Here is a 12,827-nt window from a genome sequence, read left to right on the forward strand (position 1 = left end):
GCGCTAATCCAAGCGTAAAAACGGGTTATTCCGTTTTTCATAACCGATGGTTGTCCCCGGTCCGTGCCCCGGGAGCACTATTGTATCCTCCGGGAGCGTAAACAGCCGTTCGCGGATGCTCCGGAGCAGGGTCTCGTGATCTCCCCCGGGCAGGTCCGTGCGGCCTATGCTGTCCCGGAAAAGGGCGTCGCCGCCAATGACAAAACCCTGGGCGGCACAATAAAAACAGCAGTGTCCGGGACTGTGACCTGGAACGAACAGTACTTCCAGGCGGTCTTGCCCGAAATCGATGATTTCGCCGGGTTTCAAATAAACCAGGGGCCCCTGGTAACCGTCAAAGGGTAAGTCCCAGGCCAGACCCATTGCCGGGGCCAGCGAGAGCAGCTCCTCCTCCAGTGGGTGCACGTGGGGGACCAGGTCGTAGGCGCCGGCCAGCCAACGGGTGCCGAAAACGTGGTCCAAATGGCAGTGGGTCTGTAACAATAATTTAGGTTGGACGCCGTTTTGACTAAAAAAATCCGCCAATGCCTCCCTCTCCGCCTCGTCGTAGCATCCAGGATCGATAACCACCCCCTCCCGCCCTTCGTTCACCAGCACATATGTATTTTCCTGGATCGGGCTAAATGTAAAAACCTGGACGGCGAACATAAAATTGATTTTTGTACTTTTAAAACCTGATTCGGCTTTGTTCCTGCTCCGAGACAAAACACGAATTTAGAACATTGAACTTTATGAAGCGATTACTCCTGATCATCTGTAGCATTGGCATGTTGTGGATATCCTCTTTTGCGCAGGTCAATACGGTACAGTTCGGCAAGAACAGGGTTCAGTACAAAAACTTCCATTGGCGCTATTACCAGGCGCCCAATTTCAATGTCTATTTTGCCGACGGGGGCTTGAACATCGCCAAGTACGTGGTCCAGGTAGCCGAGGAAGAATTGCCCGGTATCGAGCGCTTCGTCGACTACGGCATGCAGCGGCGCGCCAATATCATCGTCTACAACAGCTATAACGAATACCGCCAGAGCAATATCGGGATGGACTTCGACTGGCAAAGCAGCGGGGGCATGACGAAGCTGGTCAACAGCAAACTCGTCGTATACTATACCAGCGACCACAACGAGCTCCGCCGCCAGATCAGGGAAGGCATTGCCAAGGTACTGGTATCGCTGCAGCTTTTCGGGGACGACATCGGCGAGTTCGCGGGGAACTCGACGTTGCTGGACCTGCCCAAATGGCTCACCGACGGCTTTATCTCCTACGCCGCCCAAAACTGGAGCACGGCCCAGGACGACGCCCTCCGGAACGCCATGCTGGCATCGACGTATACCAACTTCTACCAGTTCGCCTACGAGCAGCCCGACCTGGCCGGTCAGGCCTTTTGGTATTACATCGAGGAGCGCTACGGCAAGGACAAGGTCAGTTATCTGTTCTACCTGGCGCGTTTGTACAAGAACCTGAACCATGCCTGCCAGGAGCTGTGCAAGAAAAAATTCAAGGACGTGCTCGCCGACTTCATGAGCGCCGAGCAGCAGAAGTACTTCAAGGACATCCGGGGCCGCAGGAACATACCCAAGGGACGGCTGACCATCTTCCAGGAAGTATCGCCTACAAAAGACTACTACAATTTCGCGCCCAACCCCAACCCCAAGAGCTATACCTATGGGGTAGTCGAGTACAAGAAGGGCCGTTACAAGCTAAAGCTCATCCAGAATTTCACTGACGAAAAGGTACTTTGGAGGGACGGCGCGATGCAGCAGCTCGACGAGAAGGACCCACATTTCCCTTTGATGTGCTGGGATCCCAGGGGGACCCGCCTGGCGTACGCGGTCAGCAAGGAAGGCGTGATCAACGTCTACGTATACGACAACTTTTCCCGGACGACCACCACGCACTTTACGCTGGATCAGTTCCAGCAGATCCAGAGCATGAACTACATGCTGGACAACAACACCCTGCTCCTGAGCGCCACCCGGAACGGGAAGTCCGACATTTACATCTATAAGATAAAGGAACATTCTACGGAACAGGTGACCAACGACGTCTATGACGACCTCGACCCCGTTTTCGTCGCCTTCCCCAACAAGACCGGGATCATCTTTTCATCGAACCGTCCGACGGGGAACGACCCCGACGGGGACACCGTACTCCCGTCACGGAACCGGTATAACATTTACCTGGTGGACAACAACGGACCCAAGTCCACCTTCCGCCAGATCACCAAGCTGACGAACCTGAAATACGGCAACGCCCGCTTCCCGATGCCGTACAATACGTCGAACTTTACGTTTATCTGTGACGAGAACGGTATCAACAACCGCTTTGCCGGATTCTTTTCCACCAAGCGCGCGGGTCTCGACACCCTCATCACCATCGGGGACGACCTTCTGAGGAACCCTACCGTCCCGGAATTGGATTCCGCGCTAAAGGCCTGGAACAAAACGGAGCCCGATTCCGTCGCCCTGTACTCCGTCACCAACGACTCCACGTATATCTTCCCCCTGAGCAACTACCAGTACGGCGTTGGCGAAACCCGGGTCGCCGGGGTCAGCAACCAGGTCACCGAGGTCATGCGCCAGGAGGACAATAAATACCTCTATAAGCTACAGGTCGACGAAAAGACCCTCCACAACCGGAACCTTACGGATCGTCCCACGGACTATATGCGCCGGCAAATGAAGGCCGACCAGCTGGCCAAAGGCAACGCCGCCGCCGCGCCTGTAAACAAAACCCAGGTAAGGAAAGCCCCCACCAACGACTTCTTCGAAAGCGAATTCAATAAGGAAAAAAAGGACACGGCCGCCAGCCCCGCCGGCAATTCAGCCGCCGCCCCGGCCGCCGCGCAAAACAATACGATGCCGGCCGCCGCGCCTAAAAAAGCGGAGACGCCTTCCATCCTGAACCGGTCGAAGCTGTTCCAATACAAGCTCAAGTTCTCCACCGACTACGTGGTGGCCAACCTCAACAATTCCGTCGTCTTTAACCAGTACCAGCCTTACGCCGGGGGCTCCGGACCCATCCAGCCCGCGGGTGGGACCGACCTCAGCGGCATGCTGCGTGTCAGCATCAGCGACGTCCTGGAGGACTATAAGTTCATGGGCGGCGTCCAGGTGGGCACCGACCTCCGCGACAACGACTACGTGGTGTCCTTCCAGAACTACAAACACCGCTTTGACTATGGCGTCAGCTATTACCGGGGCGCTTCGTCCTTCGAAGGGGAGTTCGTCGCTCCATCCATCGACCTGATATCGCAGGCGCGCACCATCACCAATATCTACGAGGGCAACATCGCTTATCCCTTCGACCGTGTCAAACGTATCAGCATGACCGTCGGTATGCGGTACGACAAAACCGTTATACGGGGCGACTATTCCGCAGACCCTCCCCCGATCGGTCCCCCGCTGTCGCTGGCGGCGAACGACATCAAGCAAAAGTATCTTTTCGACCACCTCGAATACGTATACGACAACACGTCCTATCCGACCATGGACATCTGGAAGGGGCTGCGTTGGAAGGTCTACAACGACTTCTATAAGAACGTGGGCACCAAGTCGTCCCCCGGCGACAACGGGTTGATGGACAACTTTGGCTTTGACGCCCGGAACTACCTGCCCATCTATCGCAACTTCATCTGGGCGGTACGGGCAGCCGGCGACTTTTCCCCCGCCTTTATCGGCGACGAGCACATCGTTTATTATGTGGGCGGTATGGACGGCTGGATCAGCCCGAAGTTCAACAACAACAACCAACCCGACCCCACCGGCGTCGACAACTACATCTACCAGGGTCTCGAGCTCAACCTCAGGGGATACGACCAGAACGCCGCCAACGGGTCCAACGCGATGACGATCAACAGTGAGCTCCGGCTGCCGATCTTTACCACCTTCTTCAACAAACCCATCAATAACGCCTTCCTGCGGAACTTCATGGTTACCCAGTTCTTCGACATGGGAACCGCCTGGACGAACAAGTCGAATTTCGGTCGCCCGTCGGTGACCTATACCGACCGGAACCCGTCCGGACAAGCCCCGGTGGTATCGCCCATCTCCGTGAGCGTTACGCCCCCCGGCATCGGTCCCTTCCTGGCCGGCTATGGCTTCGGCGTCAGGAGCACCCTGCTGGGGTACTTCCTGAAACTGGATTGCGGCTGGCCGATGGATGGTTTCTTCAAGGGAAGTCCTAAGCTATACTTCTCTTTAGGGCTTGACTTCTAAAGGCGCGGTAACCGGCCCAGAGCAGCGTCCCGAATAACAGCGTCACCGCCCAGGCCTGCTTGTAGGCAAATGGGAAAAGGACGCTTTTGCCCACGACCCGGGTTACGGTGAAAGGATGGACCAGGATGTCCCAGCTGTTGAGCCGGACATAGCGCCCCAGGTAAATCCCAAATCCGCAGGCAAGGAACATCGCTATCACGGCAATCCGGACCGGCCGCTCGGCATACCGTCCAAGCAGCCAGTCTTCGACCCGCTTCATCGAGGCATATCCCAATAGGACGCCATTCAATGCCGTGGTGCAGACGATGGCCTCGTCCAGGTAAATCGGGCCCCTCGGCTCCTGCTGGAAGTGTACCATATCGGTGACCAGGTAGGGCGCGTTGGGTAAGAAGGCAAACCAGATACCCAGGCTGGCCAGGTTCCTCCACGTCCACAGCGATCGCCGGCTGTCCAGCCGGGCGCTGGCCACCAGCGGGATCACCGCCAGGAAAAGGTTCCAAAAATAGAACCCGTAAAACAGCGAATGCGTCACCGCCATCCGTATCCCCACCAGCGCCACCGGTATCGCGAGGGACATCGCCCACCATTGCATCGCGCGCCGCGAGAGCCCCTGATTTTTCAGCTCGTGTTTATTTTCCATAGATTAAGTGTACAATTTTTGGAATAAAAATAATCGCCCCCACCGCCGCCGAGCAAATCGACACCCACAGCACCGCCCCCGCCGCCATATCCTTGATATACCGCACATAATCGTCCTTCTCCCGGGTGATCCGGTCGCACGTCTTTTCGATGGCGCTGTTGACCATTTCCAGCCCGATCACCAGCCCGATACAAATGATTATCGCCGCCCACTCCAGCGGCGAGAGCCGGAGGTAAAAGGACGCGCCCACCACCGCCACAGCTACCGCCACCTGGATACGGCAGTTGTTCTCGGAAGAGAACGCGGCCAGGATGCCCCTGCCAGCATATCGGAAAGATTTTAAGAACCTAAGCATAAAACTAAAGTGCTTTGTTTTTCAAAGTATATGGTTAAAAAAAAGGCCGATCATTCCATCGACTTTATCATTTGCTCGAGCGCCTCCAGGTGCTGCCGGAACGCCTTCTCCCCGGCCTTCGTCACCGTGTACGTCGTTTGCGTCTTTCGCCCGACAAACCCTTTCTGCACCTTAACATAAGCACTTTCTTCGAGCGTTTTCAGGTGCGACGCCAGGTTCCCGTCCGTCACCTCGATAAGCTCCTTGAGCTCGTTGAAGTGCACGGTTTCGTTCACCATGAGCGCGCTCATGATCCCCAGCCTGATCCTGCTGTCGAATATCTTATTGAGGTTCGCGATCGGATTTTTCATACTTCCGCCACATCCAAATGCCGTAGACAATATGCAAAACGCCAAAGCCAGCGGCCCAAAAATACAAACCATACCGTGGCACCCAGCAATTTATTGCCCCCAATATAATTTGTCCGTACCCAAGGTACCGCACTTCCCCCAGGGTGTATTTACTCCCGTTGACCAGCGCCAACCCATAAAACAGCAGACAGGTCGGGGCGATGAGCCCCACGGCGTCCAGGTAGATCAACCGCAAAACCAGCACGCCGCCGGCGAGCATCGGTAACATCGTATTCCATAACAGCCTCCTGGCCGAAGGCCCCCATATCGTGACCCCTTCCCTCCGGCTTCGTAACCAGGTGAATAAAAAAGCCGTCGACAGCGCGCCTACGAAGATGCAAGCCCCGAGCACGATGAGCCGCGCATATAGGTCGCTCAGCTCCCAGCTACCCTCCGCCCTGTACCGGCGGATGCCCCGGGAAACGATGTCCTGGATACCGCCGTTTTCCGGATACATGGCCAGTTGCGTCCGGGCGATCGCCGCGCCGGCCAACGCCCAGCATCCCGCGGCGACGCCGCTCCAGCCGCTGAGGCTGATAAACCGGCCGCTCCGCTCCATGATCTGGCGGATGTCTTTAAGGGCTTCCAGGGAGGAGGCAGGAGTGTCCATAAAGTGCTTTGAGATACAAAGTAATGGCCCGGGGCGATAAATACCAAATTTTTTATCCGCTTTTGTCGTTATTACCTTTGATTGTGACACGGATGGGTAGACTTATGAGGCTCTTTTGGCTGACGGCCGTCCTTTGGATGGCAAGTGTTCCCGTGCGCGCCCAACAGTCCACCGCGGCCTGTACCACCCTCGGGCAGACTCCCCTGACCGCCTTTCCCGTCTGTGGCAGCAGCGTATTCAGCCAACAATCGGTGCCGGGCTGCGTCAACGGCTCCATCCCCAACCATTGCTCGGGTGGTGCCGCCTACCAGGATGCCAACCCGTTTTGGTACAAGTTTACCTGTTTCAGGTCGGGTACGCTGGGTTTTACGATAGTCCCGGATTCGTCTTTCGACGACTATGACTGGGAAATTTTCGACGTCACGGGCCAATCGGTCAATGCCGTCTATACCAATGCCAACCTGATCGTATGTTACAACTGGTCCGGCGTCACCGGTAATACCGGCACCGCCGCCGGCGCCCCGTCTCCCTATCAGTGCGCTTCGACCGGAGCCCCCGGTCAAACGGTCTTTACAAGCCCCACTCCCTTCAGCACCATGCCGGCGCTCGTCACAGGTCACCAGTACCTCCTGATGATCAGCCACTACACGACTTCGGACCAGTACGGCTACCATCTCTCCTTCTCCGGTGGCACCGCCGTCATCACCGACACGACCCCACCCCGGCTCCTCCAGGCCATCCCCGGCGATTGCGGCTCGACCACGATCAAGATCGGTTTGAACAAACGCATGCTCTGCACGAGCCTCGCCCCGGATGGGAGCGACTTCGTGCTCACCCCCACCGGACCCGTGACGGGAACGGTTCCCGCCGCTACCGCCGCCGCCGGCGATTATTGTCTTTCGGGGTTCGACATGGACAGCGTCACCGTCAGCTTCCCGGGCCCTATACCACCGGGCAACTACCTGATCTCGATGACCAACGGTACCGACGGAAACACCCTCCTCGACGATTGTTCGAACGCCGTCCCCAATGGCGACTCCGCTACCGTTGTCATCCCCACCCCTCCGCCGCCCGCGCCGTTCGATTCCCTTTCACCCGTGGGTTGCGCTCCCCAAACCCTTACCGTGGTCTTTGACAAGAACATCGACTGCGGCAGCGTCGCCGCCGACGGTAGCGATTTCCGGCTCACCGGGCCCGGCGGCGTCACCATCACCGGCGCCAGCTGCGGGGCGGCCCCGGGCAATACCGCCGTCATACAATTATCGGCGCCAATTTACCAGGCCGGTACCTACCAGCTCCAGCTGGTTACCGGCAACGACGGCAACACGATCATCGACGCCTGCGCCCAACAGCTCCCCGCCGGACAGGTAATCAACTTCCAAACCGGCGACACGATCCACGCGCAACTCGACTACCAGGTCCACCTGGGCTGCAAGGTAGACACCATCGACTTCAGCAACCCCGGCGGCCACGGCATCGATTCCTGGATCTGGACGATCGACAGCGCTTACGCCGGCGGCGGTCCCAACGCCGAAGAAATCTATCGCGTCTTTGGCACCAAAACCGCCAAGCTCACGGTTTCCAACGGCTTTTGCAGCGACTCGGCCACCGTGACGGTGCCCCTAAGCAACGTCCTCAAAGCCATTTTCGAAGCCACCAACCTCCTTTGCCCGAACGACAAGGCCTACTTTTCCGACAGCAGCGTCGGCGCCATCGTTTCCTACGAATGGCTCTTCGGGGACGGCACGACCAGCAGTCTGGCAGTCCCGCCACCCAAACAATACCCGGACCTGCCACAGGATAAGAATTACCTGGCGCAGCTGATCGTCTCAAACGGCCCCGGTTGTTTCGACACCGCCTCTCAGATCATCCGCGCCGTCGCCAATTGCTACATCGCGGTGCCGTCCGCTTTTACCCCGAACGGGGACGGGATCAACGACTACCTCTACCCGCTAAACGCCTACAAGGCGGCCAACCTGGAATTCAGGGTATACAACCGGTATGGTCAGTTGGTATTCCAGACGACCGACTGGCTGATCCGATGGGACGGCAGCGTCGGCGGTCAGCCGCAAGCCGTGGGCACCTATGTCTGGACGCTTCGTTACCTCAATACCGAAACAGGGGAAAAGGTCTCCCAGAAAGGGACCAGCGTGCTCATCCGGTAAATGGCTTACCTTAACGGCATGCAGCAGCTAAACGACTACATCCGCGCGTCATTCAACACCGAAGTCGCCGAAGCGGAAAGCATCAGCAATTACTTCCACCCGCAGCTCCTCCGAAAGGGCGACTACCTGCTGCGCTCAGGGCGCGTCTGTGACTTTATGGCGTTCCTGGCCTCGGGAATGATCCGCATCTTCGTGAATACAGGCGACAAGGAAGTCACCCAGTGGATCTCCACCCGGAACTATTTTATCACCGACCTCTCCAGCTTTATGCTCGCCAACCCCGGTCGCTGGAACATGCAGGCCCTGGAAGACTGTGACGTCTGGATGATCAGCCGGTCGGACTACCAGCAAATGGCCGGCGCCATACCCCGATGGATAGAGTTCGAGCGCATGCTGCTGATCCATTGCTTCATACACCTCGAAGAACGGGTTTTCAGCCACCTGTACATGAGCGCGGAAGAGCGCTTCCAGCAACTCTTCGTACAACAACCCGAGCTGTTCAACCAGGTCCCGTTGCAATACCTGGCGTCGATGCTGGGTATGACGCCCGAAACCCTAAGCCGGATGCGTAAGAAAGCGCTATCCTGATCCCCCTTTTGGGGCGCAGGCGAGTTCTTGACATTTGTCAAGTCTGCGTCCGGCGCCACTCCGCATCTTTGCATAAACAATTCCACCATGCAAACCATTCTCGGCGCCAATGGAGTCATCGCAAAAGAGCTCGCCCGCTCGCTGACCGCCTACACCAACGACATCCGGCTCGTCAGCCGCCACCCCAAAAAAGTAAACCCCACCGATAGCGTTTTTCCCGCGGACCTGCTGAACCGCGAACAGGTCGTCAGCGCCTGCGCAGGTTCCGAAGTGGTCTACCTGACCGCCGGTATACAGTACGACTACAAAGTGTGGAAAAGGGACTGGCCCGTCATCATGGACAACGTCATCGAAGGCTGTAAAAAGGCCGGGGCGCGTCTCGTTTTTTTCAGCAACGTATACGCCCTGGGAAGGGTAAAGGGCTGGATGACCGAGGACAGCCCCCTGCAGCCCTCCAGTAAAAAAGGCATGGTCCGTAAACAAATCGAGGAAAGACTACTCTCCGAGATGCGCGGCGGCACGCTCGACGCCATCATCGCCCGCGCCCCGGACTTCTACGGTCCGGATTGCGCCAACAGCATCGCCCAGATCCTTGTCTTCGACAACCTCCACAAGGGTAAAAAACCCCAGTGGCTCGTCAGCGCAAAGACCCGGCACTCGCTGATCTTTACCCCCGACGCCGCCAGGGCCACCGCCATCCTGGGCAATACGAGGGAAGCCTTCAACCGGGTCTGGAACCTGCCCACGGCCAAACCCGCGCTCAGCGGAAGGGAACTGTTGGACCTGTCGTCCCGTGCTTTTGGCCGGTCCGCCGGTTTCACCGTCCTGCCCACCTGGATGATCTACCTCTCGGCCCTTTTCGTCCCGGACATGCGCGCCCTGCTCGAGATGCTCTACCAGAACAAGTACGACTATCTTTTCGACAGCAGCGACTTTGAAAAGACCTTTGGGTTCACGCCCACTACGTATGAGGAAGGCATCCGCCAATGTGCGGCCGCATACCGCTAACGACTTTGCGGGGCCTCCGGCCCCATCTGAGTAGTCAGTGCGACCGCAGCATCTGCTGCACATACAAGCTGTACAGCGACAGCGGTATCAACGCCTGCAACTGCATCTTCCTCTTTTTTTCACACAATAACAGCGCGGAAAACGAAAAAACGAATACGTTCTCGATGACGCTCCGGACATACTGGTTGCCCTTGGTGTACATCTTCTCCGCGAAGAGCATACACCGCCGGACCTCCTTGAAGTCCATGAGCGAAGCCTTACTGCGGGCATAATCGGTCAGCCCCTGGATGTTGGCCACCACGTCGAGTGCGGCCAGGGGCGGAAGTTGTCGGCTTACTTGCGGCAGCTCGTCCTGAAGACAGGCAGCCACTTCATACTGGTTAATCATACCCTTGGCCAACCAAAGCCGTACCATACGCTAAAAGCCAGTATGCAATCGTTTGCGCAACTTTATCGGGCCTTCCGTTTTGACAGCCCTTTTTCAAAAAAGCAAAGTACCTTACCTGCCGCTAAATACTAACCGATGACGCTTCGCTGTTTGCTTGTCAGCCTTTGCTTCCCGTTTGCGGCCGTTTCATTGGCTGCTGTTCCGATGGCCGCCGCCGCCCAGGTCGACCTCCCCCACGACTGGAAATTCCATACCGGCGACGATCCTTCCTGGTCCGCGCCCGCCTTCGACGACGCCGGCTGGAAAACCATTTCGGTCGGCAAACCCTGGGAAGAGGAAGGCTACGCCAATTACGACGGTTACGCCTGGTACCGGGTCCACGTGGTCATCCCTTCTTCGCTAAAGAACAACTCCTATCTGAAGGAATCACTTCGCCTGGAGCTGGGTCGGATCGACGACGGCGACGAGGCCTTCCTGAATGGGAAGCCGGTTGGCCAAAACGCCGGGAAGACCAAGGACATCACACAGGGGAACTGGAACCTGGACCGGGTATATACCCTTCCGCTGAGCGACCCGGCTATCCACTGGGACGAGGACAACGTCATCGCCGTCAGGGTATACGACCATGGCGGTGACGGCGGCATGTACGCGGGTAAATACGAAGTCGGCGTGACCGACGTCAACGACTTCGCCCGCATCGACGAGAACAGCCCGTTCCGCTTCCGGACGCCCGGACAGCTCCGCAAAAACATATCCCTCGTATCCACCGACCCGCACTACGTATTCACGGGCTCCCTGTCCATACTCCTGGAGGACCCCGCCAATGGGGCCATCCTCTGGCGCAAAACCGTCCCCGTGCCCTCTTTCACCCCGGGGACGCCCTTCCGGTATGTATACAACGCCCAGCTACCCGGGGGTCAGTCCTATATTGCGCTGTACTCTTTCCGGGACAAAAAATCGGGTAAAAGCATCACCGCTTCCGAAGGCGTTCCCTACATCCTGACGCCCCGCCCGGCCGCCACCCCCCGGATCAACGGGACGGCCATCGTCGGGGTCCGGCCGGGTCATCCCCTGCTTTATAAAGTAGCCGTCACCGGCACGCAGCCGATCGCCTATACCGCCGCCGACCTGCCCTCCGGCGCCATCCTCAATCCCACCACGGGCGTGATCAGCGGGAAGATCGCCGCACCCGGAACGTATACCGTTCATCTCGGCGCCACCAACCACCTGGGAAAGGCCGAACGCGACCTCACGATCGTCGTCGGGGACCAGATATCCCTCACCCCCGCCCTGGGTTGGAACAGCTGGAACTGCTGGGGTCTGAGCGTCAGCGACGCCAAGGTCCGGGCCGCCGCCGACGCCATGAAACGAAGCGGGTTGATCAACCACGGCTGGACCTATATCAATATGGATGACGGCTGGGAACGGGATACCCGCGACCCGAAAGGGAACGTCGTGCCCAACGCGAAATTCCCCAACATGGCCCAGATGACGGCCTACGTGCATTCGCTCGGGCTCAGGGTCGGGATCTATTCCTCCCCCGGCCCGAAGACCTGCGGGGGCTTTTTGGGCAGCTACCAGCACGAGGCCCAGGATGCCCGGACCTACGCCAAATGGGGCATCGACTATCTTAAATACGACTGGTGTTCCTATGGCGAGCTGTATCCAAAACCTACCCTGGACGACATGAAAAAACCCTACCAGGTCATGGCCGCTGCACTAGCCCAGGCCGACCGGGACATCCTCTTCAGCTTTTGCCAGTATGGCATGGGCGATGTATGGACATGGGGCGGCGCCACCGGCGGCAATTCCTGGCGCACCACCGGCGACATCACCGACAACTGGGCCTCCATGTCGGGTATCGGCTTCCGCCAGGACGTCTGCGCGCCCTATACCCGTCCCGGCAATTTCAACGACCCTGACATGCTGGTCGTGGGTAAGGTCGGCTGGGGCCCCAGCCTCCACGGCACCCATCTCAGCCCCGACGAGCAATATACACACATCAGCCTCTGGTGTATGCTGGCCGCCCCCCTGCTGATCGGTTGCGACATGACCCAGCTCGACGACTTCACCCTCAACCTCCTTAGCAACGACGAAGTGCTGGCCATCGACCAGGACCCCGCCGCCAAACCCGCCCAAAAGGTCTCCGCCACCGGCGACCTCCAGGTCTGGTCACGCCCCATGGCCGACGGCTCGCTGGCCGTAGGCATCTTCAACCTGGGCAACCACGCCGCCCCCGCGAGCATATCGCTGTCCACGCTGGGTCTTTCCGCCCCCCAAATCGTCCGCGATTGCTGGCGCCAAAAAGATATTGCGACAACCGCCGACGCGATCGTGACGCCGCACGCCATCCCGTCCCACGGAGTCCTCCTGCTCCGCCTCCGCCCGGCGCATTAAGCCTGCCGGCGTTGGGAAGTGGGGTGGGGTGCCTCTTTTACCCCGTTTTGCGAAACGTTTCGCAAAACGGGGT

General features: G+C 58.3%; 11 protein-coding genes. 5 read left to right on the forward strand and 6 right to left on the reverse strand.

Features of this window, described 5'->3' with window-relative positions; all coding sequences use genetic code 11:
* Positions 1 to 3 precede the first annotated feature (3 nt).
* Positions 4 to 648: an MBL fold metallo-hydrolase gene (locus VL547_RS02015; RefSeq protein ID WP_325574629.1), complete on the reverse strand. Its 645-nt coding sequence runs from the start codon at positions 646 to 648 to the stop codon at positions 4 to 6.
* A gap of 83 nt (positions 649 to 731) precedes the next feature.
* Between VL547_RS02015 and VL547_RS02020 the strand changes: the two genes are divergently transcribed.
* On the forward strand, positions 732 to 4,214 hold the full coding sequence (locus VL547_RS02020; protein ID WP_325574631.1) for a hypothetical protein: 3,483 nt from the start codon (positions 732 to 734) through the stop codon (positions 4,212 to 4,214).
* On the opposite strand, the gene VL547_RS02025 is transcribed toward VL547_RS02020, so the two are convergent.
* Genes VL547_RS02025 through VL547_RS02040 form a run of 4 tightly spaced genes read right to left on the reverse strand, consistent with a single transcriptional unit; the run spans position 4,180 to position 6,208 of the window.
* On the reverse strand, positions 4,180 to 4,854 hold the full coding sequence (locus VL547_RS02025) for a DUF1361 domain-containing protein (protein WP_325574633.1): 675 nt from the start codon (positions 4,852 to 4,854) through the stop codon (positions 4,180 to 4,182). The two genes, VL547_RS02020 and VL547_RS02025, sit on opposite strands and share 35 nt — an antisense overlap.
* Positions 4,844 to 5,209 carry a diacylglycerol kinase family protein gene (locus VL547_RS02030; RefSeq protein ID WP_325574635.1) on the reverse strand — a complete coding sequence of 122 codons (366 nt, stop codon included), beginning with the start codon at positions 5,207 to 5,209 and terminating at the stop codon, positions 4,844 to 4,846. Before VL547_RS02030 ends, VL547_RS02025 begins: the two co-directional genes overlap by 11 nt.
* Positions 5,210 to 5,259: 50 nt before the next feature.
* Positions 5,260 to 5,559 (reverse strand): transcriptional regulator, encoded by a 300-nt coding sequence (locus VL547_RS02035; protein ID WP_325574637.1) that lies wholly within the window; start codon positions 5,557 to 5,559, stop codon positions 5,260 to 5,262.
* Positions 5,531 to 6,208 carry a hypothetical protein gene (locus tag VL547_RS02040; protein ID WP_325574639.1) on the reverse strand — a complete coding sequence of 226 codons (678 nt, stop codon included), beginning with the start codon at positions 6,206 to 6,208 and terminating at the stop codon, positions 5,531 to 5,533. The genes VL547_RS02035 and VL547_RS02040 overlap by 29 nt, the downstream gene beginning before the upstream one ends.
* A gap of 104 nt (positions 6,209 to 6,312) precedes the next feature.
* Here VL547_RS02040 and VL547_RS02045 point away from each other — a divergent pair, with 104 nt between their 5' ends.
* From VL547_RS02045 to VL547_RS02055, 3 genes are all read left to right on the forward strand, one after another.
* Positions 6,313 to 8,373: a gliding motility-associated C-terminal domain-containing protein gene (locus VL547_RS02045; RefSeq protein ID WP_325574641.1), complete on the forward strand. Its 2,061-nt coding sequence runs from the start codon at positions 6,313 to 6,315 to the stop codon at positions 8,371 to 8,373.
* An 18-nt stretch (positions 8,374 to 8,391) separates the two neighbouring features.
* Positions 8,392 to 8,961: a Crp/Fnr family transcriptional regulator gene (locus tag VL547_RS02050; protein WP_325574643.1), complete on the forward strand. Its 570-nt coding sequence runs from the start codon at positions 8,392 to 8,394 to the stop codon at positions 8,959 to 8,961.
* 87 nt (positions 8,962 to 9,048) lie between these two features.
* Positions 9,049 to 9,969, forward strand: a complete 921-nt coding sequence (locus tag VL547_RS02055; RefSeq protein ID WP_325574646.1) for an NAD-dependent epimerase/dehydratase family protein — start codon at positions 9,049 to 9,051, stop codon at positions 9,967 to 9,969.
* A gap of 34 nt (positions 9,970 to 10,003) precedes the next feature.
* On the opposite strand, the gene VL547_RS02060 is transcribed toward VL547_RS02055, so the two are convergent.
* Entirely contained in the window at positions 10,004 to 10,384 is a 381-nt protein-coding gene (locus VL547_RS02060; RefSeq protein ID WP_325574648.1) for a DUF7674 family protein, read from the reverse strand.
* Between the two features lie 108 nt (positions 10,385 to 10,492).
* Here VL547_RS02060 and VL547_RS02065 point away from each other — a divergent pair, with 108 nt between their 5' ends.
* Positions 10,493 to 12,754, forward strand: coding sequence for a putative Ig domain-containing protein (locus VL547_RS02065; protein ID WP_325574650.1), 2,262 nt, complete (start codon positions 10,493 to 10,495; stop codon positions 12,752 to 12,754).
* Positions 12,755 to 12,827 lie beyond the last annotated feature (73 nt).

The sequence above is a fragment of the Dinghuibacter sp. genome (assembly GCF_035492835.1).
Taxonomy (GTDB): domain Bacteria; phylum Bacteroidota; class Bacteroidia; order Chitinophagales; family Chitinophagaceae; genus Dinghuibacter.